The organism is Phaeobacter sp. (assembly GCF_022825805.1).
In the GTDB taxonomy this organism is placed as follows: Bacteria; Pseudomonadota; Alphaproteobacteria; order Rhodobacterales; family Rhodobacteraceae; genus Phaeobacter.
Window position 1 is genome coordinate 56,012 of sequence record NZ_JAJDWC010000028.1, and the last position, 26,684, is coordinate 82,695.

At 59.3% G+C, this 26,684-nt stretch carries 26 protein-coding genes; 6 read left to right on the forward strand and 20 right to left on the reverse strand.

Annotation, left to right across the window (positions count from 1 at the left end; genetic code table 11):
* Nucleotides 1-8 precede the first annotated feature (8 nt).
* The 3 genes from Q0C28_RS02970 to Q0C28_RS02980 all read right to left on the reverse strand — a co-directional run bounded on the left by Q0C28_RS02970 (nt 9) and on the right by Q0C28_RS02980 (nt 3,210).
* A complete protein-coding gene (locus Q0C28_RS02970) occupies nt 9-1,145 on the reverse strand; it encodes an ABC transporter ATP-binding protein (protein ID WP_293573158.1) in 1,137 nt (378 codons plus the stop codon).
* Between the two features lie 148 nt (nt 1,146-1,293).
* Nucleotides 1,294-2,421 (reverse strand): hypothetical protein, encoded by a 1,128-nt coding sequence (locus Q0C28_RS02975; protein WP_293573159.1) that lies wholly within the window; start codon nt 2,419-2,421, stop codon nt 1,294-1,296.
* Nucleotides 2,422-2,430: 9 nt separating this feature from the next.
* Nucleotides 2,431-3,210: an SDR family oxidoreductase gene (locus tag Q0C28_RS02980; protein WP_293573160.1), complete on the reverse strand. Its 780-nt coding sequence runs from the start codon at nt 3,208-3,210 to the stop codon at nt 2,431-2,433.
* Nucleotides 3,211-3,524: 314 nt separating this feature from the next.
* Between Q0C28_RS02980 and Q0C28_RS02985 the strand changes: the two genes are divergently transcribed.
* The 6 genes from Q0C28_RS02985 (at nt 3,525) to Q0C28_RS03010 (ending at nt 10,332) form a co-directional block, all read left to right on the forward strand.
* Nucleotides 3,525-4,580, forward strand: a complete 1,056-nt coding sequence (locus Q0C28_RS02985; protein WP_293573161.1) for a Hint domain-containing protein — start codon at nt 3,525-3,527, stop codon at nt 4,578-4,580.
* Between the two features lie 196 nt (nt 4,581-4,776).
* Nucleotides 4,777-6,384 (forward strand): peptide chain release factor 3, encoded by a 1,608-nt coding sequence (locus Q0C28_RS02990; protein ID WP_293573162.1) that lies wholly within the window; start codon nt 4,777-4,779, stop codon nt 6,382-6,384.
* Between the two features lie 70 nt (nt 6,385-6,454).
* Nucleotides 6,455-7,198 carry a hypothetical protein gene (locus tag Q0C28_RS02995; RefSeq protein ID WP_293573163.1) on the forward strand — a complete coding sequence of 248 codons (744 nt, stop codon included), beginning with the start codon at nt 6,455-6,457 and terminating at the stop codon, nt 7,196-7,198.
* Nucleotides 7,195-8,163 carry a glycosyltransferase family 2 protein gene (locus Q0C28_RS03000; protein WP_293573164.1) on the forward strand — a complete coding sequence of 323 codons (969 nt, stop codon included), beginning with the start codon at nt 7,195-7,197 and terminating at the stop codon, nt 8,161-8,163. The genes Q0C28_RS02995 and Q0C28_RS03000 overlap by 4 nt, the downstream gene beginning before the upstream one ends.
* Before the next feature lie 180 nt (nt 8,164-8,343).
* Nucleotides 8,344-9,864 (forward strand): DEAD/DEAH box helicase, encoded by a 1,521-nt coding sequence (locus Q0C28_RS03005; protein ID WP_293573165.1) that lies wholly within the window; start codon nt 8,344-8,346, stop codon nt 9,862-9,864.
* Nucleotides 9,865-10,071: 207 nt separating this feature from the next.
* Complete coding sequence (locus tag Q0C28_RS03010) at nt 10,072-10,332, forward strand: RSP_7527 family protein (RefSeq protein WP_293573166.1); 261 nt, start codon at nt 10,072-10,074, stop codon at nt 10,330-10,332.
* 137 nt (nt 10,333-10,469) lie between these two features.
* Here Q0C28_RS03010 and Q0C28_RS03015 read toward each other — a convergent pair whose 3' ends face one another.
* From Q0C28_RS03015 to Q0C28_RS03095, 17 genes are all read right to left on the reverse strand, one after another.
* On the reverse strand, nt 10,470-12,137 hold the full coding sequence (locus Q0C28_RS03015) for a ribonuclease J (RefSeq protein WP_293573167.1): 1,668 nt from the start codon (nt 12,135-12,137) through the stop codon (nt 10,470-10,472).
* Between the two features lie 2 nt (nt 12,138-12,139).
* Nucleotides 12,140-12,916, reverse strand: a complete 777-nt coding sequence (locus Q0C28_RS03020; RefSeq protein ID WP_293573168.1) for a type III pantothenate kinase — start codon at nt 12,914-12,916, stop codon at nt 12,140-12,142.
* Nucleotides 12,917-12,931: 15 nt separating this feature from the next.
* Nucleotides 12,932-13,681: a biotin--[acetyl-CoA-carboxylase] ligase gene (locus Q0C28_RS03025; protein WP_293573169.1), complete on the reverse strand. Its 750-nt coding sequence runs from the start codon at nt 13,679-13,681 to the stop codon at nt 12,932-12,934.
* A 75-nt stretch (nt 13,682-13,756) separates the two neighbouring features.
* Entirely contained in the window at nt 13,757-15,196 is a 1,440-nt protein-coding gene (nuoN, locus tag Q0C28_RS03030) for an NADH-quinone oxidoreductase subunit NuoN (protein ID WP_293573170.1), read from the reverse strand.
* A 13-nt stretch (nt 15,197-15,209) separates the two neighbouring features.
* Nucleotides 15,210-16,757, reverse strand: coding sequence for an NADH-quinone oxidoreductase subunit M (locus tag Q0C28_RS03035; RefSeq protein ID WP_293573171.1), 1,548 nt, complete (start codon nt 16,755-16,757; stop codon nt 15,210-15,212).
* On the reverse strand, nt 16,757-18,859 hold the full coding sequence (gene nuoL, locus Q0C28_RS03040; RefSeq protein ID WP_293573172.1) for an NADH-quinone oxidoreductase subunit L: 2,103 nt from the start codon (nt 18,857-18,859) through the stop codon (nt 16,757-16,759). The genes Q0C28_RS03035 and nuoL overlap by 1 nt, the downstream gene beginning before the upstream one ends.
* Nucleotides 18,860-18,865: 6 nt before the next feature.
* The gene (gene nuoK, locus Q0C28_RS03045; protein WP_008560402.1) at nt 18,866-19,171 is read right to left on the reverse strand and encodes an NADH-quinone oxidoreductase subunit NuoK; all 306 of its coding nucleotides are present in this window, start codon (nt 19,169-19,171) and stop codon (nt 18,866-18,868) included.
* 4 nt (nt 19,172-19,175) lie between these two features.
* Nucleotides 19,176-19,778 carry an NADH-quinone oxidoreductase subunit J gene (locus Q0C28_RS03050; protein WP_293573173.1) on the reverse strand — a complete coding sequence of 201 codons (603 nt, stop codon included), beginning with the start codon at nt 19,776-19,778 and terminating at the stop codon, nt 19,176-19,178.
* Nucleotides 19,775-20,194, reverse strand: a complete 420-nt coding sequence (locus Q0C28_RS03055; RefSeq protein ID WP_293573174.1) for a carboxymuconolactone decarboxylase family protein — start codon at nt 20,192-20,194, stop codon at nt 19,775-19,777. The genes Q0C28_RS03050 and Q0C28_RS03055 overlap by 4 nt, the downstream gene beginning before the upstream one ends.
* Complete coding sequence (gene nuoI, locus Q0C28_RS03060; protein ID WP_293573175.1) at nt 20,191-20,685, reverse strand: NADH-quinone oxidoreductase subunit NuoI; 495 nt, start codon at nt 20,683-20,685, stop codon at nt 20,191-20,193. Before nuoI ends, Q0C28_RS03055 begins: the two co-directional genes overlap by 4 nt.
* Before the next feature lie 123 nt (nt 20,686-20,808).
* Entirely contained in the window at nt 20,809-21,846 is a 1,038-nt protein-coding gene (gene nuoH, locus Q0C28_RS03065; RefSeq protein WP_293573176.1) for an NADH-quinone oxidoreductase subunit NuoH, read from the reverse strand.
* A gap of 6 nt (nt 21,847-21,852) precedes the next feature.
* Complete coding sequence (locus Q0C28_RS03070) at nt 21,853-22,239, reverse strand: hypothetical protein (protein ID WP_293573177.1); 387 nt, start codon at nt 22,237-22,239, stop codon at nt 21,853-21,855.
* Nucleotides 22,236-24,218 carry an NADH-quinone oxidoreductase subunit NuoG gene (gene nuoG / locus Q0C28_RS03075; RefSeq protein ID WP_293573178.1) on the reverse strand — a complete coding sequence of 661 codons (1,983 nt, stop codon included), beginning with the start codon at nt 24,216-24,218 and terminating at the stop codon, nt 22,236-22,238. Before nuoG ends, Q0C28_RS03070 begins: the two co-directional genes overlap by 4 nt.
* 3 nt (nt 24,219-24,221) lie before the next feature.
* On the reverse strand, nt 24,222-24,641 hold the full coding sequence (locus Q0C28_RS03080) for a DUF5333 domain-containing protein (RefSeq protein WP_293573179.1): 420 nt from the start codon (nt 24,639-24,641) through the stop codon (nt 24,222-24,224).
* A gap of 113 nt (nt 24,642-24,754) precedes the next feature.
* Complete coding sequence (locus Q0C28_RS03085) at nt 24,755-25,105, reverse strand: hypothetical protein (protein ID WP_293573180.1); 351 nt, start codon at nt 25,103-25,105, stop codon at nt 24,755-24,757.
* Between the two features lie 21 nt (nt 25,106-25,126).
* Complete coding sequence (gene nuoF / locus Q0C28_RS03090; protein ID WP_293573181.1) at nt 25,127-26,425, reverse strand: NADH-quinone oxidoreductase subunit NuoF; 1,299 nt, start codon at nt 26,423-26,425, stop codon at nt 25,127-25,129.
* A gap of 6 nt (nt 26,426-26,431) precedes the next feature.
* The gene (locus tag Q0C28_RS03095) at nt 26,432-26,659 is read right to left on the reverse strand and encodes a DUF5337 domain-containing protein (RefSeq protein WP_293573182.1); all 228 of its coding nucleotides are present in this window, start codon (nt 26,657-26,659) and stop codon (nt 26,432-26,434) included.
* Between the last annotated feature and the right edge of the window lie 25 nt (nt 26,660-26,684).

Genomic DNA, 26,684 nt, shown 5'->3' on the forward strand with positions numbered 1-26,684 from the left:
GGCTCATCCTAGGTCTTTGCCGGAAAGACAAAGCAGCGATCGCGCCGAACCGCCAGCCACATCACTCGACCGGGTTCAGGCAGGAACACGTTTGGAACGGTGACTTTCAGCACGCGGTCGTCAAAATCCATCCGGAATTCAACCAGGCTTTCGTTGCCCAAAAACCGTGCCCGCTGCACGGTGGCACGGGCGGCCGTGCCGTCCTGCGCCGTCGGATTGGGGCCGCGCCCCGAGCGATCGAAATCAATCTTCACATGCTGCGGGCGAAACACGATATCGACCTGGCTGCCATTGGCCTGGCCGGTTGCTGCAAACGCACCAAAAGGCGTCTGCGCGACCTCATCCTGTACGGTTGCGGTCAGGACGTTGATATCACTGAAAAAGCTCACCGCAGCGCGATCAACCGGATGGGTGTAGACCGTATAGGGCGCACCCTGTTGCACGATGCAGCCGCCCCGCATCAATGCGATTTCATCCGCCATCCGCAGCGCTTCGTCGGGTTCATGGGTCACCAACAGAACGGCTGCGTCTTCTTCTTTCAACAAGGCCAGGGTTTCATCCCGGATGCCATCACGCAACCGGTTGTCGAGACCAGAAAAAGGCTCGTCCATCAACATGATGCGCGGTTTCGGCGCCAGTGCCCGCGCCAGGGCCACGCGCTGCTGTTCACCACCAGACAGATGATGAGGGAACGCATCAATATGACGCGACAGCGACACACGGTCGAGCAATTCAACCACGCGCGCGCGCTTCTGTTCTTTGCTGCCCTTCAGGCCGAAGGCGACATTGTCCGCCACGCTCAGATGCGGAAACAGCGCAAAATCCTGGAAAATCAGCCCGATCTCTCGCCGCTCCGGCGGGACACGAAACACGGTGTCGCAGATCAACTCGCCATCAACATAGATCTCGCCCGCGTTTTGCATTTCCACACCGGCGATCATCCGCAGCGTCGTGGATTTGCCACAGCCAGAAGGGCCGAGCAGACACATCACCTGCCCTGCTTCGATCTGCAGCGACACGTTGTCAACAACGGTGCGGCCATCAAAACTGCGGGACAGATTGCGGATTTCCAACCGCGGCGGGCGGCGGTTGGCTGCCGTGGTCTGACCTGCATCAGGCGCCGACAGGGGCGAAGTTTGGCTCATATCCGGACTTTCACAGGTGGCAAGACATCAGACAAACGGCAGATGCGCCGTTGATCCGCGCCATAGCAATCAAAAATCGATGCGGCAAGAGGCACCCGAATGCTGCGACATAAACAGCCTGTCATCCAAGAACAGCAGGGACAGTCGGTCATGTGCTCCGATCCAGCAAATCGAAGGTCAGGCTGCCGCGTTCAATGCCATTCACCAGAAGATCGAGCCGGTGGCGTCCCGGCAGGAGTGTGAAGGTGCTGGCATCCGCTTTCAGCGGGTGGCGTTTGCGCAGCTCGGTGTTGCCGCCCGTTAGGCGCGTTTGCTTCAGCTTGAAGACTTTGGTCGACAACCGCCCACCCGGTCTTTGGAAATGCAGCCGGTAGTCGACCAGCACGGGCGTTCCAGCTGGGCCATTCAGCTGGCATTCAAACTCCAGCGCTTGTCCGATGCGGACCGGCAAGGCCGCAAGCTGCAGATGCGCCGTCACCGGAGCCGCAGGGTCATAGCCCAGCATTTCCATCGCGCCACTGTGGCCCTGTTTGACCAGCCCCCGCAATGTGTGCCCGGTCAGCCAATCAAACTCTGCCGGATCGCGCAGGTCTTGGGCGCGCCACTGCTGCAACCGCTGCATCACCAGATCGGGATCTTTTTTGGTGATGTCATTCAGATGGTTGGCCACCGATCGGATCACATAGCGGGTGGGATCCTGATAGAGCCTGTCCAGCAAAGGCAGCGGCTGATCCAGCCGCAAAGGCACCGACTGCCCCCAGGGCAGACGTGGGCGCGTGCCTTCGCTCACCAACCGGCGGAGGTGATAGTTGTCGTCCTCGGCCCAGGTTTCCATTCGCCGCAAGGTCAGATCTGTCCAACGGGTCAGAAACGGCCGCACCGCCCATTCCATCGAAAACCGCTTCGTCAGTTCCGCCAAGAGATCCAGGGACGCCTTAGGCGCAGTATCCAACCCGCGCAAACCCACAAGTTCACCCAGGGGCGCAAAGATGAAATCGCCAAAATCATCATCAGACTTTGCCGGATCCAGCGGCGCAGGCAGCGCCGCCAACAGCACAGTACTCAATTGATCAAACGATTGCGGCAGATGGCGATCCAGCACCTGCGCGATCAAGCTGATGCGTTGCTTCAACTCCAGCTGCGGCAGCTCGGCCATCACCTCCCGGTGGAACCGCTCAGCATCAAAGCCCGGCTCAACAGCCGCAAAAAGCCCGGCGAGAAATGTGACTTTCTCGCCGTTGAAAAGCTGATCTTTCAAGGAAAAGCCGGATGCCACGGGTCAACCTTAAAGGGTTGCGTTCACTGCGCCACCGTCCAACAGAATGTTCTGCCCGACAATGAACCCGGCATGCTGCGAACACAGGAACGCACAGGTCGCGCCAAATTCCTGGCGGGTGCCATAGCGGCCTGCCGGAATGGTTGCGCAGCGCTGTGCCTTGGCCTCTTCCATGGAAATACCCTGTGCGGCGGACACGCCGGAATCAAGTGAGACCGCCCGATCCGTGGCGTGGATACCGGGCAACAGGTTGTTGATGGTCACACCAGACCCTGCAACCTGACGGGAGGTGCCCGCCACATAGCCTGTCAGACCTGCACGGGCCGAATTGGACAGGCCCAGCACCGGGATCGGGGCTTTCACCGATTGCGACGTGATGTTTACCACCCGACCCCAGCCGCGATCCATCATCGCGGGCACCAGCGCTTTGATCAGGGCGATTGGCGCCAACATGTTGGCGTCCAGAGCCGCGATGAAATCATCCCGGTCCCAATCGCTCCAGAGGCCCGGTGGTGGGCCACCCGCGTTGTTCACCAAAATATCGACCCCTTCGGCGGCGGCGATAACCGCGGCTTGCCCGTCCGCGGATGTGATATCGGCAGCAACGGTCACAACCTTCACACCGTAGGCATCTCTGATTGCTACGGCAGACGCCTCCAGCGCCTGTTCGCCGCGGGCGTTCATGATCAGATCGACGCCAGCTTCGGCCAACGCTTCTGCGCAGCCCAGCCCCAGACCTTTGCTGCTGGCACAAACCAACGCGCGCTTACCTGCCAATCCCAAATCCATGGCCAATCCTCCATCTCTATCACGGGGCCTGTCCCAGCGATTCGAACCGCTGCGAAACAAAACCATCTTGTCACCCACCACGCGGCCGTTTGCTGGCGCGTTTCCCGGGTTTGCCAGACCCTTGCACGGTTCGGGCCAGCTTGGCCAGACGGCGGCAGGAAAAAACGACGCCCCCCGTGACATGATGCGCAGTGGGACATCGCCCGCGGTCTGTTCGCAAAACGACCCCGCTTCGGTCCGCTTGTCGCCACAATCACCGCCGATACGAAACACTAGGCGCGTGCGCCGTGTTTTCGACGTCTCCAGGTGTGTCCATGGTCTCCTCAATCTCCCCTCCGCCCTCTGCCGTACAGATTTTGCGCGTGTTCAAGGCTGAGGATCTGCGGGTGGACTGCGGTGCTAACCTCGGCGACGGGCTTGGCCTTTATGATGATCTGGCCTTGGATGACATCTATCAGTTCACCGCAACCGCACTGGGCCAGCCAATTCGGCTGGGGCGTAATGGATCGGGGCCACTGCAGATCTGCAAGGGCAGCAAAACCGGTAGGATTGGCGCGACGATTGCGCTGGACAGTCTTGTGACCTTCATGGCCACGGATGGCGGCGTGATGGAGGCGCTGGTTCTGGTCGAACTGACAGACGATACCTGCGTGGCAGAAACCTACCTGCTGCCGCTGACGCCCCATGTGCCAAGACAACGTTACACCCTGATTGGCAAAACCCGCGAGGGCCTGGCAGAGCGATTTGCCCGCCTGGCCTGTGTTGCCTTCAGCCGTGGCACACAGATCACCTTGGCCGACGGCACACAGCGCCGCATCGAAACCATTCGCCCAGGCGACCGGCTGCTGACACGCGACGCAGGCGCACAAGAGGTGCGTTGGATCGGACAGACCACCAGCCAAAGCGTGGGAACAGAGAAACCGGTTCTTGTTCGCGCCGGAGCCCTATGCAACGAGCGCGATGTGATCTTTGGCCCCGACCATCGCCTGCTGGTGCATGATCGCGACGATCTGCGCAAACGGGGGCCTGCGAAATATCTGGTCCGGGCCCGCGATCTGATCAATGGGATCGACATTGTCGAGGCTGACAACGGGTTTGTGGACTATTTCATGCTGTTGCTGAACCGGCATCATATCGTTTTTGCCGATCACATCGCAGCAGAAAGCCTGCTGTTGACCCCGGTGACCCGCACAGTTCTGCCCAACGGCTGGTTGGAGCGGCGAAGCGAGATTGCCGCAGGTCATTTCCGCACCGCCAGTGGTCTGCGCACGACAGGCGACACGACAGAGAGCACAGCAAACTCCGATCTGGCAAAGCCCGCTAGACCGCAGCAACAGACAAAGGACCACAGAACAGCCGCCAGTCTCTAGGTTCTCCTCCGGGCCATCTTACATCCCTGTTTGCCATGGCGGCCTGTCCGATGTTTGCACAGCGCCGCGCGCTACCCGCCTGCATGATCTTCCCACATGGCCCGCTTGACGTGCAGAGTTGCGCCGCGGCCTGTCCTGGCCCGGCAAAGACGTTGTTTTCCTTGCCTCGCCCCCCATTCCTGATATACGCGCGGGCATGCTCGATACCGTCACAAACCGCCCCGACCTGCCTGCTGAAATCGCCCGGCGCCGCACCTTTGCGATCATCTCACACCCGGATGCCGGCAAGACCACCTTGACCGAAAAATTCCTGTTGTACGGTGGTGCGATCCAAATGGCCGGTCAGGTCCGCGCCAAGGGTGAAGCACGGCGGACGCGCTCCGACTTCATGCAGATGGAAAAAGACCGCGGTATTTCCGTATCCGCATCGGCCATGTCGTTCGACTTTGCGAACTATCGCTTCAACCTGGTGGACACGCCCGGTCACTCCGACTTTTCCGAAGACACCTATCGCACACTGACCGCAGTGGATGCGGCCGTGATGGTGATTGACGGCGCAAAGGGCGTGGAAAGTCAGACACAGAAGCTGTTTGAGGTCTGCCGCCTGCGCGACCTGCCGATCCTGACCTTCTGTAACAAGATGGACCGGGAAAGCCGCGATACCTTCGAAATCATTGACGAGATCCAGCAAAACCTCGCGATCGACGTGACCCCGGCCAGCTGGCCCATCGGGGTTGGGCGCGATTTCATCGGCTGCTATGACATGCTGCGCGATCGCCTGGAATTGATGGACCGCGCGGACCGCAACAAGATTGCCGAGAGCATCCAGATTGACGGATTGGATGATCCCAAGCTCGCGGAACACGTGCCCGAACATCTGTTGGAAAAGCTGCTGGAAGAGGTCGAAATGGCGCGCGAGCTGTTGCCCGCACTCGACCCGCAATCCGTGCTGGAAGGCCATATGACGCCGATCTGGTTCGGCTCCGCGATCAACTCTTTTGGGGTTAAAGAGCTGATGGACGGGATTTCGACCTATGGCCCCGAGCCGCAGCCCCAATCCGCAAATCCCCGTCAGATCGCACCAGACGAAAAGAAAGTGGCCGGCTTTGTTTTCAAAGTGCAGGCCAATATGGACCCCAAACACCGCGACCGCGTGGCGTTTGTGCGGCTGGCCTCCGGGCATTTCAAACGCGGCATGAAACTGACCCATGTGCGCACCAAAAAACCGATGGCCGTGTCAAACCCGGTTCTGTTCCTCGCCTCTGACCGCGAATTGGCCGAAGAGGCCTGGGCAGGCGATATCATCGGCATCCCGAACCACGGCCAGCTGCGCATCGGCGATACGCTGACCGAGGGCGAAGCACTGCGGGTCAGCGGCATTCCGTCCTTTGCCCCCGAATTGCTGCAAGGCGTGCGGGCCGGTGATCCGATGAAGGCCAAGCATCTGGAAAAAGCGTTGATGCAATTTGCCGAAGAAGGCGCCGCCAAAGTCTTCAAACCTTCCATTGGTTCAGGCTTCATCGTCGGGGTGGTCGGCCAGCTGCAGTTCGAGGTCCTGGCCTCGCGTATTGAAATGGAATACGGGCTGCCAGTGCGATTTGAAGCCTCGCAGTTTACCTCTGCGCGTTGGGTCAGCGGCGACAAACAGGCGTTGGATAAATTCGTCACCGCAAACAAACAGCACATCGCAAACGATCATGATGGCGACATCGTCTATCTGACGCGACTTCAGTGGGACATTGATCGCGTAGAGCGCGACTATCCGGACTTGAAACTGACCGCGACGAAGGAAATGATGGTCTAGGCCAACGTGCCCTTTCAATCCTACAGCCAAACCAGGCCACATCCAGGCCAAGCCCAGGGAAGACCCCGCCATGGATCTAGAACAGGAAACCTATCCAGGCGGGTTCTTCAAACTGATGCGCGATCTCGAGCGCAAGGAAGCGACCTTTCTGGATCCGCTTTCAGCCCTGCCGAAATCGACCGTGAACCTTGCCGCGCTTTGGGCGCCAGTGGCAGATGTCGACCGTTCCCCGGACACCGACGCCCTGCCACCGCGCCATATCGACCACAAGTGGCAGGCGCTCCAGCACGAATTTACCGGCCAGCCGCAACTCTGGGCGCTCCATGCCTTGGTCATCGCGATCCTGCGCAGGCGCACCCCGCCGCCCGAAGCCCGGCATCTGTTCCTGCGCATATGGCAGGAACAGGGCGATGCGCTTGCCGATCAACTGCCGATCCGCTGGCTGGTTTCGGCTGCCGCCACATTCGCCGATCACGGCGACACCATCGAACAGCGGCTTGGCGGTCAGGGTCTGCACATGCTGTTTCAGCTGATGCAACTGCATGACAGCGAACGCAGGCTCAGCGGTCGGGCCAATGACAACGGGTTCCCTCGGGTGCGCGGCAAGAAACTGGATGATCTGGGCTTTGGCCAAAAACCCTATAACCTGCCGCATGGGGATCTTGATAAACAGATGCTGGCCCGGTTGTGGCGGATGAGCGAAACCGATGAGGTGTTCCGACCCCTTGGCCAACATTTGTTGCGCTTTGTGATGGCGGACCAACGCAGTATTTTTGGCCGCATCCAACGCTACAAGAAGCATTCGCACCGATGAGCCACGCGGCAACCTGGGGCGTGGTGAGCACGATCAAAGCCCCCGCGCAGGCCATTCTCGATTTTGCCGCGCATCATCTGGATCTGGGCGCCCATCGGCTGCATCTCTATCTGGATGAGCCGAACCCCGAGGTGTTTCCACACCTGAAGGCCCATCCAAAAATTCGGGTCACGACATGTGATGATCAGCACTGGTCCCGCCGCAAGACGGCCCGCCCGAAGAAACATCAGGTGCGGCAGACACTGAACGCCACCCATGCCTACGGTCGTATCCAGACCGACTGGATTGCCCATATCGATGTGGATGAGTTTCTGTGTCCACAACCGGTCGGGTCAGATGGGCTCGCGGATCCCCTCCCCTTGGGGCAGATGCTGGCGGCGCTGCCACCTGAGCAGATGGCCACACGCGTGCGCCCAATCGAAGCCCTGCCAGACCGCACAGGTTGCTTCAAAGCGATGGTGCCGCGTGGCCCGGAACGCATCAGAAAAACGCGCGAGATCTATCCCCGCTATGGGCACCACCTTGCGGGTGGTTTCCTCAGCCATACCGCAGGCAAGGTGATCGCGCGGACGGGGTTGCCCGACATCGAATTTAGAATCCACAACCTGTTTCAAAACGGCATCGTCTGCCCCACCACACCCGAGCTGACAGGCGTGGACCTCTGCCACTTTCACGCGCCGAGTTGGGACAGCTGGCAAAAGCTGCACAGCTTCCGCCTGCGCCGCGGCTCCTACCGGGCAGAGCTGAAGCCCAGTGTCCTTGGCAAAAGGGACGCAATAAACACCCATGATCTGCTGACCCAGATTATAGCGGAGAGCGGCGACGATGGGCTGCGCAGCTTCTATGATGAGCTGCATGCCGTCGACTCGCAGGTGTTTGACCGGTTGCAGGCTGCGGGTCTCATTCGGCACCGATCACTGGATTTGAACCGCAAGCGACGAAAACACTTCCCAGGATTTGACTAAACTGTTTCGTATTTGTCGGTTTTTGAGCCAACAGAGCGAGAAAACCGCCCATTAATTGACGGTGACAACAGTTTTTGCTATCCCCCGCGGCAGATCCGGCCAGACAGGACGCAAGACCATGCGGGCCAGACATTGTGATACACGGGCGGGCCAGGTCAGAGTCCGCAAAAACGGACGCAAATGACAAAATTCTCAGATCTGAACCTGAACCCCAAAGTCCTCAAAGCTGTTGAGGAAGCGGGTTACGAATCCCCCACACCGATTCAGGCTGGCGCTATCCCGCCCGCCCTCGAAGGCCGTGATGTGTTGGGAATCGCCCAAACCGGCACCGGCAAGACGGCGTCGTTTACGCTGCCGATGATCACCCTGCTCGCCCGTGGCCGCGCCCGCGCCCGGATGCCGCGCAGCCTGGTGCTCTGCCCGACCCGCGAACTGGCCGCCCAGGTGGCCGAAAATTTTGATGCTTACACCAAGCACCTGAAACTCACCAAAGCACTGTTGATCGGCGGTGTATCGTTCAAAGAACAAGACGCGCTAATCGACAAGGGCGTTGACGTGCTGATCGCCACGCCCGGCCGTCTGTTGGACCATTTTGAACGCGGCAAGCTGATCCTGTCGGACGTAAAGGTCATGGTCGTCGACGAAGCGGACCGGATGCTCGACATGGGCTTCATCCCGGACATCGAACGCATTTTCGGGCTGACACCATTCACGCGCCAAACCCTGTTCTTCTCGGCCACAATGGCCCCCGAGATTGAGCGGATCACCAACACCTTCCTGTCTGCCCCCGAGCGGGTCGAAGTCGCGCGTCAGGCGACGACTTCGGAAAACATCACACAGGGTGTGGTGCTGTTCAAAGCCTCACGCCGGGATCGCGAAGGCAGCGAGAAGCGGAAGCTGCTGCGCCACCTGATTGATCAGGAAGGCGAAAAATGCACAAACGCGATCATCTTCTGCAACCGCAAGACGGATGTGGACATCTGCGCAAAATCGCTGCGCAAATACGGCTACAACGCCGCGGCCATTCATGGTGACCTTGATCAGGCGCAGCGGATGAAAACGCTTGATGAGTTCCGCGAAGGCACCCTGCGGATTCTTGTGGCCTCTGATGTGGCAGCACGCGGCCTGGATGTGCCCAGCGTCAGCCATGTGTTCAACTTTGACGTTCCGGGCCACGCCGAGGACTATGTCCACCGCATCGGCCGCACCGGCCGCGCCGGGCGCGATGGCACCGCGATGATGATCTGTGTGCCAAAGGACGAAAAAAACCTCGAAGACATCGAGCGTCTGGTGCAACAGGAAATCCCGCGCATCGAAAATCCCTTCAAAAAGGCCAAGGCAGAAGCCAAATCGAAAGATAAGGACGACGCCAAGGACGGTGAAGCGACAGAGCGCAAGACCCGCAGCCGCCGTGGTGGCCGCAACAAGGACGCCGCCAAGGAGGACGCAACCGTCACCGAGGCGGCCAACGTCGAAGATCGCCCAGTTGACACCGCACAGAGCGACACCGCAAAGAGCGAGGCCGCTAACGCCGGGGACAGCAAACCGGCCTCTGGTCCTGGCAAATCGGCTTCGAAAGGGCATCAGAAATCCGGTCACTCCCGCGGCCGCAACGGCAACAACGACCGTGTCGTCGTTGGCATGGGCGACCACCTGCCCAGCTTCATCGCCCTGAGCTTTGCAGAGCGCCGCGCCAGCTGACTGAGCACTTCATGCGACCTCATACGACCTCATGCGAAATGGCTCGCGAGATCATTTGACAAAAGGCCGTCCCAGTGGACGGCCTTTTGCATTTGGGCTGATACGATAAGGAACGGCAGCGCTCTGCCAAATGGTGCAGCGCCATGACCCCAGGACATACAGACATGGCCTTTCAAACCTGACCTTTGCATCTGCAGCATGGCGGCAATGATCATTTTGGCAGATGTCGTCTCCCGCCTGCGGGTCTATCTCTTGGTCAAGACAGAACGACATCCGACCGAAACGAGGCCCGATATGGACAACCTGGATTTCCCCCAAGTAACCGCCGCAGACATCCGTGAGATCGAAAAACGTGCGCATGAACTGCGCGCACAAGCCATGGCCGATGGACTGCGCTTCATTGGGCGTGCCGTCGCCGCCCTGCCCGGCAAAATTGCTGGCCTGTTTGCGCGCCCACGCCACGCCTGATCAGCGCAGGCTGCCGTGATTGGCAGCCTAGGCCCCAACCTTTGGGGATTGGCGATAGCCGGTGATCACCAATAAAAAGACCCGCCGCATCCAGGATGCCGCGGGTCTTTTGCTGTTTGAGACAGAGGATCGTGGGATCAGCGCATACGGCTGATCACCACGGTCACTTCTGGTTTCTTGCCAATCTCCGCTTGTGCGGTCTGGCGCACGATGCGGCGCAGGTTTTCCTCCAGCTTGTCATCATTGCGCAGGGTCTTTGCATCCGCGCGCATCACAAACTGGTTCAGATCCTCTTCCATCACTTCAACCAATGCGGCGTTGGAACTGCCCGTTTCGGCAAGCCCCTTGATGTCGCACCACGGCTCGCCCAGCGGTTCATCCTCTTCATCAAGGATCAGCGTCACCACCACATGACCATTCAGCGCCATGCGAATGCGGTCACGCACCACACCGTCGAAGGCGCCGTATTTGACAGTACCATCCAGATAGGTCCGGCCGGTATCAATATACTCTGCCACCTTCGCGACATCGCCGGTCAGATCGATCATCATGCCATTGACCGCGACGATGCTGGCAATGCCCTTCGCCTCGCCAAGCCGTGCGTGCTGGCGCAAATGGCGGTGTTCGCCGTGCATCGGCACAAGGATCTGCGGTTTGATGATATCGTGCATCCGCTCAAGATCGGGGCGGTTGGCGTGGCCCGACACGTGGTAGAGCCCAGAGCTGTCATCCACCACATCAACGCCTTTTTCCGAAAACTGGTTGATGATCTGGATGACGCCGCGTTCGTTGCCGGGAATTGTCTTTGAGGAAAACAGGAACAGATCGCCCTCTTTGACCTCGATGCCGCGATACTTGCCCCGCGCCAGTTGCGCAGAGGCCGCCCGCCGCTCCCCCTGGCTGCCGGTCACGATCAACATCAGATGCTCACGGGGCAGCTCTTGTGCGGCTTCGGGGCTGACAACTTTGGGAAAGCTGGATAGCACGCCAGTTTCCGTCGCGGCCTCGATCATGCGCAACATGGCACGCCCCATCAGCACGACGGACCGGCCCGCAGCGTGACCCGCCTCTGCCAGGGTTTTGACCCGCGCCACATTCGACGCAAACGTGGTGGCCACAACCATCCCCTCGGCCTCGCCGACGAGACGTGCGATTTCAGGGCCGACCTCTTGCTCGGAGCGGCCGGGATGCAGGGTAAAGACATTGGTGGAATCACACACCAGCGCCTTCACCCCATCCTTCGCGATTTCCGCCCACATGTCTGGGTCAAACGGCTCACCGACAATTGGGGTCGGATCCGTTTTGAAATCACCGGTGTGGACCACGCGTCCGGCAGGCGTGTCGATCACCAGCCCCCCGCTTTCGGGGATGGAGTGCGAGATTGGCGCAACCGCAACCGAGAAAGGCCCCAGAGCGGTCGTCTCCGGCCAGGGCGACACGGTGTGGACCTGTTCACTATCAAGCCCGGCTTCGTCCATTTTGCGACGCGCCAGATTGGCGGTGAACGCCCGTGCATAGATGGGTGTGTTCAGATCGCGGTAGAGATGCGCCACCGCACCAATGTGATCCTCATGGGCGTGGGTGATGAAAATCCCCTCCAGCTGATCTGCGCGTTCACGCAGCCAGCTGATGTCAGGCATGATCAGATCCACACCGGGTGTGCTGTCCATGTCGGGGAAAGTCACCCCAAGGTCGACCAGGATCAGGCGTTCCTTGCCCGGCTTTCCATAGCCATAGACGTAGGCATTCATGCCAATTTCACCAGCCCCACCAAGGGGCAGGTAGATCAAACGTTCAGTGCTCATACTTAGAGACCGTTTTCCTTATTGTACCTGTGAATGATCTGCAGACCATGCATGGTGAGATCGTCTTCCCATGCGTCAAACAAATCCGCTGCTTGCTGGAACAAAGGCGCCAGCCCGCCTGTAGATATGACTTTCATGTCAACGCCCCGCTCTGCTTTGATGCGGGCGCAAATTTCGCGCACCAGACCGATATAGCCCCAGAAGACACCGGATTGCATGCAGTCCACCGTATTGGTGCCAATCACGGACTGTGGCTTGGTGATATCCACATGTGGTAGTGCGGCAGCCGCCTGGTGCAAGGCTTCGAGGCTGAGATTCACGCCCGGTGCAATCACGCCACCGATATAGGCGCCATCCTCAGCAACAACATCGAAGGTGGTGGCAGTGCCAAAATCCACGACAATGAGGTTGCCACCATATTTGTCAAAGCCCGACACCGTGTTCACCAGACGATCTGGTCCAACATTGGTGCCCTCATCAACCCGAACGGCAACGGGCAGCGCACAATCGGCTTTGCCCACCACAAAAGGCCGTGTGTTGTAGTAGCGATCCCCCAGCACCCGCAGATTGAACACCACGCGGGGCACGGTGGAGGAAATGATCATATCGGTGATCTTGGCGTCGATCCCCTGCAGCCGCATCAGCGTGTCCAGCCACACAAAATACTGGTCAGCCGTGCGCCGCCAGTCTGTCGCCGTGCGCCAGGTGCCGATGAAACCATCGCCATCCCAGATCGAAAACACCGTATTTGTATTGCCGCAATCAACCGCCAGAAGCATGTGCTGCCCCCTCGCCTAGAAAAAGATTTCGGCCGCTGGAATGCTGACGCGACCCTTGGCCGTTACCAACACCAGATTGCCGCGTTCGTCCACCGTTTCAAACGTGCCCTCGGTTTCGGAGGTCATGGTCCGCGCGGTCACCACTTCGCCCAAACGGGCAGCACGGGCAAGCCAGGCGGTGCGGATGGGACCAAACCCATAGGTGGTGAATTGCAGCTCCAACCGCGCAAAGGCCAAGGCCACTTCCGACAGAAACTGCTCTGGCGTGACCTGAATACCGGTCTCAGACAACAGCGACACCGGCCAGACCGCTTCGGGTTCCAGCCATTCCCTCATCGGCGTTTCAACAAGATTGACACCAATCCCGACAGACAGATGGCTGACGCCACCATTGCTGCCTGCGCTTTCCAGCAGGATGCCGGCCAGCTTGCCACCATTCAGCAGCACGTCGTTGGGCCATTTGACGTCCAGACCGCTCAGTTCACCACACAGCGCGGTGCAGGCCTCGTGCACGGCAAGGGCGGCCACAAAACTGCGCAGCGCGGCATCTTCTGGCGGCCCTTTGGGGTGCATCACGAGCGTTGCTGCGAAATTGCCCTTGGGCTCTTTCCAGGCGCGACCACGCCGCCCCCGCCCCTTGGTCTGACGTTTCGCCAGGATCCACTCCGGCCCGCTGAGGGTTGGCGCCCGGCGGGCGGCCTCGTCCAGCGTGCTGTCCACCTCCTCCAGGATGGTGCGCCCGTAACCCTCTGGCCAATCCGTCATTGCTTCATCCCTTCAAGGCAAAAAGGCCCGGTCCAGCGGACCAGGCCTCCAATCTGTTGTTTATGCGATCAACGATCAGTTGACCAGAGTGGCCGCAGCCGCAGCCGCAGCACCTTCGAGGCCGAACATATTGATGATCCCCAGCAACATCACCGCAGCGGAAGCCATCAGGAAGCCCCACAGCACCGGCGAGCGATTGCTGTCCAGCTCCTCGCCCTCTTCGCCGAAGTAGATGTAGTAAACGATGCGCAAATAGTAGAATGCACCGATCACAGCCGCGATCACACCAGAGACGACCAGCCAGACCAACCCAGCCTCATAGGCTGCGGTCAGCACATAGATCTTGCCAAAGAACCCCAGCATCGGCGGCACACCTGCCAGCGAGAACAGCAAGATCAGCATCGCAGCCGCCTTGCCCGGTTCGCGCCGCGCATAGAGGTTCAGCGCGCTGATATCGGTGACCGGTTTGCCGTCTTTTTCCAGCATCAAGATAAAGGCAAAGGTCCCGATATTCATCGACACGTAGATCGCCATATAAACCAGCAGTGCCTGCACGCCATAAGCGGTGCCGGCGGCCAGCCCCATCAGCGCATAACCCATATGCGCGATGGAGGAATAAGCCATCAGGCGCTTGATGTCGCGCTGACCGATTGCTGCGATGGCACCAAAGAACATCGACAACAGCGACAGCAGGGCGACAATCTGGCTCCAATCCTGAACCGCAGCACCGAATGCATCATGCATGACGCGCGCGAACAGACCCATGGCCGCCACTTTGGGTGCGGAGGCAAAGAACGCTGTCACCGGTGTGGGCGCGCCTTCATAGACATCGGGTGTCCACATGTGGAACGGCACGGCGGAGATTTTGAACGCCAGACCGGAGATCACAAACACCAGACCGAACAGCAGACCCAGCGACACCTCGCCGTGCTGCGCCACCGCATAGATACCTGCAAAATCCGTGGTGCCCGCAAAGCCGTAGACCAGAGACGCGCCATACAGCAGCAGACCAGAGCTGAGCGCGCCGAGCACAAAATACTTCAGACCCGCTTCGGTCGACTTCAGACTGTCGCGACGCAGCGAGGCCACCACATACAGTGCAAGCGACTGCAGCTCCAACCCCATGTACAGCGACATCAGGTTGCCCGCGGACACCATCACCATCATGCCAACCGCACTCAGCGCGACGAGAATGGGATATTCAAACCGCAGCATATTGCGCCGCTGCATGTATTCCTGGCCCATCACCAGCACGGCGGCAGCAGACAGAAGAATGGCCACTTTGGCAAACCGGGCGAACCCGTCGTCAATGAACATGCCATTGAACGCCTGACGGCTTGCGCCTCCGCTGGTGCCGATCCAGATGGCCAGGATCAGCATCAGAGCGGCCATCCCCCAAACCAGCGCCGGAGCGAGCAGATCCTTGCGGGTGTAGACAGCGACCAAAAGAGCCGCCATCGAAGAGAGCGCCAGAACAATCTCTGGCAGGATAACGGTGAGATCAGCTGGGATCATCGCCCCTTCCCCCTTATTGAGATGCGACCTGGGTCGCTGAGGTGAGATCCGCAGCGGCCAGAGATTGATTGTAGTTTGCGATCAGCGCCTCGGTCGACGGGCCGATCACATCGGTCACCAGCGACGGGTAGATGCCGAGCAGGATGGTCATGGCAACCAGCGGCGCAAAGATGAACCGCTCACGTCCGGTCATGTCCTGAATGGTTTTCAGGCTGCCCTTGATCAGGTCGCCAAACACCACCCGGCGATAGAGCCACAGCGCATAACCGGCCGAGAAGATCACACCCGTCGCCGCCACAGCCGCAACCCAGGTGTTTTTCTGGAACGCGCCCATCAGGGTCAAGAATTCACCCACAAACCCAGATGTGCCCGGCAGGCCAACGTTGCCCATGGTGAAGAACATAAAGACCAAAGCATAGGCAGGCATGCGGATCACCAGACCACCGTAGGCATCGATGTCGCGCGTGTGCATCCGGTCGTAAACGACCCCCACACACAGGAACAGCGCAGCCGAGATGAAGCCGTGGCTCAGCATCTGGAAGATCGCACCGTCAATGCCCTGCTGGTTTGCGGCAAAAATACCCATGGTCACGAACCCCATGTGGGCGACCGATGAATAGGCGATGAGCTTTTTCATGTCGTCCTGCACGATCGCCACCAGCGAGGTGTAGACAATCGCGATGGCAGACATCCACAGCACCAGATCGGCCATGACCTCTGCACCCACCGGGAACATCGGCAGGGAGAAGCGCAGGAAGCCATAGCCCCCCATCTTCAAGAGGATTGCCGCCAGCACAACAGACCCCGCTGTCGGCGCCTGAACGTGGGCGTCCGGAAGCCAGGTGTGCACCGGCCACATCGGCATTTTCACCGCAAAGGATGCAAAGAACGCCAGGAACAGGAGCGTCTGCATTCCGCCAACCACATGCAGCCCCATCAGATCAAATGCGCCCGATGCAAATGTATGCGTCAGCAGCGCTTCGATATCGCTGGTGCCGGCGTCGGCGATCATGGCGATCATCGCAACCAACATCAGAACCGAGCCAAGGAAGGTGTAGAGGAAGAACTTGAACGATGCGTAGATCCGGTTGGCGCCGCCCCAGATGCCGATGATCAGGAACATGGGGATCAGACCGGCTTCGAAGAACAGGTAGAACAGCACCAGATCCAGCGCCATAAAGACGCCCAGCATCAGAGTTTCCAGCAGCAGGAACGCGATCATGTATTCCTTCACCCGCGTTTTCACATCCCAGCTGGCCAGAATGGTCAGCGGCATGACGAAGGTGGTCAGCATGACAAACAGGACCGAAATCCCATCAACGCCCAGTTTGTATTTCAGGCCAAAGATCCACTCCGCCTCTTCCACAAACTGGAAGCCCGTGTTGTTCGGGTCGAACTCCAGGTAAATGCCAAGGCTGACCAGGAAGGTGATCGTGGTCGCAAACAGGCTGACGTATTTGGCGTTGCGCTGCGCAGCCTCGTCGTCTCCGCGCAGGAACAGGGCCAAGATCGCCGCGGCAAGCGCCGGGATGAAGGTGACAATAGAAAGAAGATTGTCCATCAGTGCGCTCCTCCGCCGATCGACATCCATGTGACCAGCGCCGCGATACCCAGCACCATCCAGAAGGCGTAGGTAAAGATATAACCCGATTGGGCACGCCCTGCGAGGCGCGTGAAGAAGGGGATAATGCCCATTGCCAGACCGTTCAAGGCGCCGTCGATGACACTGCCATCACCGCGTTTCCAGAAGAACCGACCGATGGCCAGGCTCGGTTTGACAAAGACAAAGTTATACAGCTCGTCGAAATACCATTTGTTCTTGAGGAACAGGTACAGCGGTTCGTGCGTTTTTGCCATCCGCGCTGGCAGCGAGGGGTTCCAGATATAGAACCACAGCGCGCCAATCAGGCCGACCAGCATCGCAGCAAACGGCGAGAGCTTGACCCATTTGGGGGCATCGTGCGCATCGTCGAGCACGGTATTGTCCGGCGCGATATACAAAGCACCCTCTCCCGGCTGCCCGGTGAAGACATAATGCGGCGCGCCCTCTTTGGCACCTTTGCTGCCTTTGGCCACGGCATCGTCTGAATGGCTCAGATCCGCCTGGTCGGCGCTGTCAGCAGCGGCCTCGGCATAGGGAATGCCATAGAATTTGCCGACCGTGTCAGTGTAGCCAAAGAAGCTCTTGTACCAGATCGCACCGGAGAACACCGCACCAAGCGCCAGCACACCGAGCGGGATCAGCATGACCAAGGGGCTTTCATGCGCGTGCTCGTGGGTGTGTTTGTCACCACGCGGCGAGCCATAGAAGGTGAGGAAGATCAGACGCCAGGAATAGAAGGATGTCATCGCAGCCGCGATCACCAACATCCAGAAGCCATACATCGACCCACCGGCATAAGCGCTTTCGATGACCGCATCTTTGGACACAAAGCCTGCAAAGCCGATCCAACCTGTCAACGGAATACCAACACCGGTGATGGCGAGGGTCCCGATCATCATCGCCCAGAAGGTATAAGGGATCTTTTTACGCAGACCGCCATAGTTGGTCATGTCCTGCTCGTGATGCATCGCGTGGATCACGGAGCCCGCACCCAAGAACAACATCGCCTTGAAGAACGCATGCGTGAACAGGTGGAACATCGCCGCGGAATACATGCCAACACCGGCCGCCACGAACATATACCCCAGCTGCGAACAGGTGGAGTACGCGATCACGCGCTTGATGTCAGTCTGCACCAGACCAACAGTGGCCGCGAAGAATGCGGTCGTTGCACCCAGAACCGTGACAAAGGCCATCGCTTCGTCTGCAAATTCCATCAGCGGCGACATGCGGCACACCAGGAATACACCGGCGGTCACCATGGTCGCGGCGTGGATCAGCGCGGACACAGGTGTCGGCCCTTCCATCGCGTCCGGCAGCCAGGTGTGCAGGATCAACTGCGCCGATTTGCCCATCGCGCCCACGAACAGCAACACGGCAATCAGATTGGCAGCGTTCCATTCCGTCCACAGGAACGAAATCTGGGTCTCGGCAATTTCAGGGGTGGCTGCGAAAATGTCGCTGAAGTTGATGCTATCCGTCAGCAGGAACAGGCCAAAGATCCCCAGCGCAAAGCCAAAGTCGCCCACGCGGTTGACGATAAACGCCTTCATCGCGGCGGCATTGGCCGTCGGCTTGCGATAGTAAAATCCAATCAGCAGGTAGGAGGCAACGCCCACACCTTCCCAGCCAAAGAACATTTGCACCAGGTTGTCGGAGGTCACCAGCATCAACATCGCGAAGGTGAAGAACGACAGATAGGCAAAGAAGCGAGGCTTGTAGCTTTCGCCGTCTTTCCACTGCGGATCATGCGCCATGTAGCCAAACGAGTAGAGGTGAACCAGCGCCGACACCGTGGTGATCACGATCAGCATGATCGCGGTCAGACGGTCCAGACGGATCCCCCAATAGGTCGACAACGAGCCGCTTTCGATCCAGCGCAGGATGTTGATGGTCTCGGTGGTGCCATCAAATGTCAGGAAGACGATCCAGGACAGGAAGGCTGCGAAAAACAACAACGCTGTGGCGGTCACCGTGGCGGCTGTTTCGCCGATGAACTTCCAGCCAAAGCCGCACAGGATGGCCCCGACCAAGGGGGCAAAGAGAAGGATGGTTTCCATAGTGCTTTAGCCCTTCATCACGTTGACGTCTTCGACGGCAATGGTGCCCCGGTTGCGGAAGAAGCAGACCAAAATCGCCAGGCCAATCGCTGCTTCGGCTGCGGCCACCGTCAGGACAAACAGGGTAAACACCTGACCGACCAGATCGCCGAGGAAGGAGGAGAAGGCCACCAGATTGATATTCACCGCCAAGAGCATCAATTCGATGCTCATCAGCAGGATGATGATGTTCTTACGGTTCAGGAAGAGACCGAAGATGCCGATCACGAACAAGGTCGCCGCGACGGTCAGATAATGTTCAATGGTGATCATCGCGTCAAAGCCCCTGCCCCGGTTTCACATCCTTCAGCTCCATCGCAGCTGCTGGATCGCGCATCATCTGCGCGACCACGTCCTGGCGCTTGACGTCCTGACGATGGCGCAGTGTCAGCACGATCGCGCCGATCATCGCAACCAGCAGGATCAGACCAGACAGTTGGAACAGAAGGAAATATTGATCATAAATGATGAGGCCAAGCGCCTCTGAATTGTGGCGATCATCTGGAATGGGCTGTGCCAGCTGGTCGGCCGCCGCAGGCGCGCTTTCCCAGGCGCCATAGGCCATCACGAACTGCATCAGGATCACCACCCCGATCAGCAGCGCGAGCGGCATATAGCGCGCCATCTCGGCCTTCAGCTCGGCAAAATCCACGTCCAGCATCATCACAACGAAGAGGAACAGGACCGCAACCGCGCCCACATAGACAATCACCAACAGCATGGCGACAAATTCAGCGCCGAGCAGAACGAACAACCCTGCCGAAGAAATGAAGGCCAAAATCAGCCACAGCACCGAATGCACGGGCTGACGGCTGATCACGGTCAGCAACCCGCCGGCAATCGCGCTCAGCGCAAAAAGGTAAAAGGCAAAAACAGTCATGTGACATCGTCCCCTTTGGCGTCCAGGACCTCGCGGGCCAATTCCAGCCCCCGGGTCATGGCCGGGATGCCGGCAAAGACCGACATCTGCCCGATTGTTTCAACAATCTCTTGTTTCTTGGCACCCGCTTCTAAGGCGTGGCGCACGGTTTGACGGATCGCAGTGTCCGCTTGCGCACCCTGCATGGTCAGCCCCGCCAGCGTCAGCAACAGCCGCGTTTTGGCATCCAGCCCGTCCGCGTTCACCGCGTTGCCGAACATGATTTCCATCACGTCTTTCGGCATTTTGGGCCACAGCGTCTCAAACTCCTTGAAGGCACCGGAGGGCACGAAGCTCTCCAACGCAGGGTTGAGCGCTTTGGCCATCTCCTGGGCCTGCGCCATCATGGTTTCAAATGGGGTCTTCGCGTCTGTCATCGGTAAGGTGCATCCAATTCCAGATTGCGCGCGATTTCCGCCTCCCAGCGCTCCCCGTTCGAAAGCAGTTTGTCCTTGTCGTAAAACAGCTCTTCGCGGGTCTCGGTGGCGAATTCGAAATTCGGACCTTCGACGATGGCATCCACCGGGCAGGCTTCCTGGCAGAAGCCGCAGTAGATGCATTTGGTCATGTCGATGTCATACCGCGTGGTGCGGCGGCTGCCATCCTCGCGCGGTTCCGCGTCGATGGTGATCGCCTGCGCCGGACAAACCGCTTCGCACAGTTTGCAGGCAATGCAGCGCTCTTCGCCGTTCGGGTAGCGGCGCAGCGCATGCTCACCACGGAAACGCGGCGACAGAGGGCCTTTCTCGTGCGGGTAGTTCACCGTGGCTTTCGGGGCGAAGAAGTATTTCAGCCCCAGTTTGAAACCAACCCAGAAATCCTGCAGCAGGAAGTATTTGGCGGCGCGTGTGTAGTCGATATTGGCCATCGGTCAGCCTCCTACTCGCATTTGGTTTGCGGCGCGCATGTTCTGGGCCTGCAAACCGTGTTGTTTGTTCGTGGTCACGGAGTTCTGCGTGACCGAATTTGCCATCGTTGTGTCAAACACCGCTCACCCTCCCATGGCCCAGCGGGCATAGATGCCCCAGAACCAGTCGAACTTGGCCGCAAAGGCAACGAAAACGACCCAGACCAAGGAGAATGGCAGGAAGACTTTCCACCCCAGGCGCATCAGCTGGTCGTAGCGGTAGCGCGGCGTGATCGCCTTCACCATCGCAAACAGGAAGAAGAAGAACGCCATCTTGCCGATCATCCACAGCACGCCATCAGGCAAGCCCGGGATCGGGGACAGCCAGCCGCCGAAGAACAAGAGCGACATCAGCGCACACATCAAGAAGATCGCGATATATTCACCGGCCATGAACAACAGAAACGGAGTCGCCGAGTATTCCACCTGATAGCCCGCAACCAGTTCGGATTCCGCTTCGGGCAGATCGAACGGCGGGCGGTTGGTTTCCGCAAGGGCCGAGATGAAGAACAAGAACACCATCGGGAAATGCGGCAGCCAGTACCAGTTCAACAGGCCCAGATCCCCGTCCTGCGCACGCACGATGTCACCGAAGTTCATGGAGCCCGTGGACAGGATGACGCCAATGATGATCAGACCGATAGAAACCTCATAAGAGATCATCTGCGCCGCGGACCGCAGCGAGCCAAGGAACGGGTATTTGGAGTTCGACGCCCAACCGCCCATGATGACGCCGTAGACCTCGAGGGAGGAGACCGCAAACACGTAGAGGATGGCGACGTTCAGGTCAGACAGGACCCAGCCGTCATTCAGCGGGATCACCGCCCAGGCAATCATCGCCAACACGAAAGAGGTGAGCGGCGCCAGAATGAACACGGCGCGATCCGCCCCAGCGGGGATCACCACCTCTTTCACCACATATTTCAGCGCGTCAGCGACAGTCTGCAACAGACCAAACGCCCCCACCACATTGGGGCCGCGTCGCATTTGCACCGCCGCCCAGATTTTCCGGTCCCCGTAAACGAGGAACAGAAGCGAAACCATGACAAAGGCCACGACCGCAAGGACCTGTGCCAATATCAAAACGGCGATGCCGCCTGGGGTGTTAAAGAAGTCAGCCATAGGTCCTCACACCGTGGGTATTCCGTTTTCCGCGCAGTCCGCCACCACGACTTCGGCGTCGATGGTGCGCAATCCGCTCGGGAGCGCTGGGGAGATTGTGTAAACGGCATCTGCCATTTGCTCTCCACCTGTTTGTTTCATTGTTGTGCGCACATGACGCGCAAACCCGTAACCACGGATCAGCGCGTATTGTGCTGCGGCACAGGCCGCGTATTTGTCCAGATCCTCACTCGACCGTGCGCCGACCATGGTGACATGGAATTGTACCAGATCCCCCTCCAGAAGATCGGTCTTCACGCCGCGATACTCGGGCGCAAAGGCCGCTTCCGCGCGGGAGGGCGCTTCGGCACAGGCTGCAACCAGCCAGGGCAATATGAGGGCGGCGCGGATCACTCGGCCGCAATCTGCTCTGCATTGCGCGCCTTCGCACCGGCGGAGAGTTCCGCCATCAGCTGGGACGCCCGCGCAATCGGGTTGGTCAGATAGAAGTCTTTCACCGCCAGCAAGAAGTCAGCCTTGCCAAGGGGTTCGGCGGGCAATGCCTCATCGGTGTTGTCGGCTACCTCATCGATGCGGGCCAGATGCGGCACCTCTGCGACCAGCGCGCTGCGCAGCTGCGCCAGCGAGTCATAGGGCAGTTTGGCGTCCAGCTCTGCGGACAAGGCCCGCAGGATTGCCCAGTTCTCTTTCGCCTCACCCGGTGCAAAGCTCGCGCGCATTGCAAGCTGTGGCCGTCCTTCGGTGTTGACGAACAGCCCGTGCTCTTCGGTATAGGCAGCACCCGGCAGGATGATGTCCGCGCGGTGCGCGCCGCGATCACCGTGAGAGCCCTGATAGATCACAAACACGCCCGGATCGATGTCGACTTCATCCGCACCAAGGTTGTAAATCACATCCGCACCATCAATGGCCGCAGGCAGGCCACCCTCGGTCACAGCGCCAATGTCCATCGCGCCAACACGGGAGGCTGCGGTGTGCAGAACCAACAGCGCGCCCAGCGATTGTGCCTTGGCCAGCACCGCAAGCCCATCGGCCTCGCGCAGCGCGCCCTGACCCACGATCACCAGCGTGCCCTCGGCGGCGCTAAGACCAGACAGCGCCGCACGATCAGTGCCGAGATGTTCGTAGTCAAAAGTGAGATCAACAGGCTGCCCCACCAGCTTGACGTTGGCGCCCCGCAGCCAGGCCTTGCGGATGCGTGCATTCAGCACCGGTGCCTCATCGCGCGGGTTTGTGCCAACCAGAATGATTTCACGTGCCGTATCAATATCTTCGATGGCGGCGGTACCAACGTAACCGGCGCGATTGCCGATCGGCAGGCGGGCATTGTCAGTGCGGGCTTCGACCTCGCCACCCAAACCCTGAACCAACTGTTTCAGCGCATAAGCCGCTTCGACCGGGGCCAGATCACCGATCAGGCCAGCGATCTTCTTGCCGCGCATGGCCGTGGCCGCCGCTTCCAGGGCTTCGGGCCAGGTTGCCGGACGCAGCCGTCCGTCGACACGCACATAGGGGCGGTCCAGACGCTGGCGGCGCAGTCCGTCCCAGACAAAGCGGGTCTTGTCAGAGATCCATTCCTCATTCACCCCGTCGTGGTTGCGAGGCAGCATCCGCATCACTTCACGCCCTTTGGTGTCCACCCGGATGTTGGAACCAAGCGCATCCATCACATCAATGGTTTCCGTCTTCGCCAGCTCCCAAGGGCGCGCGGTAAACGCGTAGGGTTTCGACGTCAGAGCACCCACCGGGCACAGGTCAATTATGTTGCCCTGCAGGTTCGAATCCAGCGTCTCGTTCAGATAAGAGGTGATTTCGGAATCTTCACCTCGACCGGTCTGGCCCATCTGGGTGATGCCCGCCACCTCGGTGGTGAAGCGCACGCAACGTGTGCAGGAAATACAGCGGGTCATGGCGGTGCCGACCAAAGGACCAAGGTCCAGATCATCGACGGCGCGTTTGGCTTCGCGGAAGCGGGAGAAATCCACGCCATATGCCATCGCCTGATCCTGAAGATCGCATTCGCCGCCTTGGTCGCAGATCGGACAATCCAGCGGGTGGTTGATGAGCAGGAACTCCATCACCCCTTCGCGGGCTTTCTTGACCATGGGTGAATTGGTTTTCACCTGTGGTGCCTGCCCCTCGGGTCCCGGCCGCAGATCGCGCACCTGCATCGCGCAGGAGGCTGCCGGTTTCGGCGGGCCCCCCACCACTTCAACAAGACACATGCGACAGTTGCCCGCGATGGACAGGCGCTCGTGGTAGCAGAAACGCGGGATTTCCACCCCAGCCTCTTCACAAGCCTGGATCAGGGTCATCGCCCCATCCACCTCGATCTCGGTTCCGTCAATATTGATCTTGCGGAGGTCAGACATGGTCTATTTCGCCCTCAATAAAACGCCGATCGCGCTGTTTTTCTCGATTTCTGCGCGACCAAACGTGCAGAATGTTTCTGTTTTCTCGTAGGACACGCCATTTTGCGCCAGAAAGCGCTCGCCTTTGGCCCGCATCCGTTTCTTTTCCGCGTCCGAGCTGATGTAGGCCCGGATTTCGGTATCACTGTAGCCAAGGTCATTGGCCCGCGCCCGCAGACGGCGCAATTCACCCAACCCTTTGAACAATCGCGCAGACAAGCGATCACAGTGGTCTGCGACCTCTTTTGCCACGGCGACAGCAAACAAAGGGTTTTCAATTTCAGGCACATCGCGCAGCGAAGGTTTCGCAGCCGCAGCACCGGGTTGAAACAGCACCGCAGCCGCAATCGCGGCGACCAGGGGTTTGATAGCAGCCAGCACCATAGCGCATCCTTTTGTTGCTTGTGGTCCTGCAAAGCACAGCGATGGAACGATGTTAGTCAATAACATCGCCCGGGCTGAGCAGGCCGTTGCAACAGGATATGCCAGTGTTTGGCTCACGGAGTGCAAACCCCTTCATATAGCGCATCAGCACCGACCAGCGGCACCGCTGCATCTGCATCAAGCGGATTTACAGCCCAGGTGATCTGCGAGGATCCATAGGCCTGCACGCAATACCGGGTGCCTTCGTGATGCGCTGCAAGGCGTGCGCCCTCCAGCGATCGTGTGGCGTCATTCACCGTGACGGTAAACGGCGCAAGACTGTCTTTCTTGTCGACAGCTTTGGCCTTCGCCTTGAACGGCACACCAGCATAAATCGGTCGGTTGCTGGTCAGGTCGCCGCATCCGGCCAGAGCCAGGATGCCAACGCTGAGCGCTGCCAAGGTTTTGTTTATCCGTACGGTCATAACTGTCTTACACTCTCACTGTCATTCAGCCGCCATCGCACCCATACGCCCTGTTTTCTGCGCTTTGATGCGATCTTCGATCTCTTCTCTGAAGTTGCGGATCAGACCCTGGATCGGCCAGGCAGCCGCATCGCCCAGGGCACAAATGGTGTGGCCTTCGACCTGTTTGGTCACATCCCACAACATATCGATCTCTTCCAGCTCGGCCTCGCCACGCACCAAGCGCTCCATCACCCGCATCATCCAACCGGTGCCTTCGCGGCAGGGCGTACATTGGCCACAGCTTTCGTGTTTGTAGAACTTCGACAGCCGCCAGATCGCTTTGATGATATCGGTCTGCTTGTCCATCACGATGACCGCCGCGGTGCCAAGGCCGGAGCCCAGCTCACCCCGCAGGTAGTCGAAGTCCATGATGGCGTCTTTCATGTTCTCACCGCGCACACATGGCACGGACGATCCACCGGGGATAACAGCCAGCAGATTGTCCCAGCCCCCGCGGATGCCGCCGCAGTGCTTTTCGATCAGCTCTTCGAAACTGATGGACATCGCCTCTTCGACGACACAAGGCGCATTCACATGGCCGGAGATCGCAAACAGCTTGGTGCCTGCGTTGTTCTGACGGCCAAAGGAGGCAAACCAATCCGCGCCCCGGCGCAGGATGGTCGGCACAACCGCAATGGATTCCACGTTGTTCACAGTGGTCGGGCAGCCATAAAGACCGGCCCCCGCCGGGAACGGTGGCTTCATCCGCGGCATGCCTTTTTTGCCCTCAAGGCTCTCGATCAGGGCGGTTTCCTCGCCACAGATATAGGCACCCGCACCGTGGTGCAGGAACACATCAAAATCCCAGCCAGAGCCTGCAGCGTTGCGACCCAACAGGCCTGAATCATAGGCTTCGTCGATGGCCGCCTGCAGCGCTTCGCGCTCGCGGATGTATTCGCCACGCAGATAGATATAGCAGGTGTGCGCCTGCATCGCGAAAGACGCAATCAACGCCCCTTCGATCAGCGTATGCGGATCGTGGCGCATGATTTCGCGGTCTTTGCAGGTGCCGGGCTCGGATTCGTCGGCGTTGATCACCAGATAAGATGGGCGCCCGTCGCTTTCCTTGGGCATAAACGACCATTTCAGCCCGGTGGGAAAACCCGCACCACCACGGCCCCGAAGCCCGGAATCCTTCATGGTCTGGATGATCCAGTCGCGACCGTTTTGAATAAGACCCGCGGTGCCATCCCAATGGCCCCTTTTCTTGGCACCTGCCAGGGTACGCTCATGCATCCCGTAAAGGTTGGTAAAGATCCGGTCCTGGTCCTTCAGCATTTGTGCCTACCTTTGACTGTCCTGGCGCATGCGCCAGAGTTGAAAAATATTGACCACGGCGTAGACAAAACCGCCAAGCGCGGCAAAGTCGAACAAAAGCGCATAGCGTCCCGCCAGGCCAAGCGCGGGCCCGACGAACAGGGACATCGCCAACCACCCGATGGTGGTTGCGGCAATCACCACGGCGATATGCCGTCCCTTTTGCGCCAGTGCTCTATTGTGGTCGTCGCTCATATGTTCCTATCCACAACCGATCCCC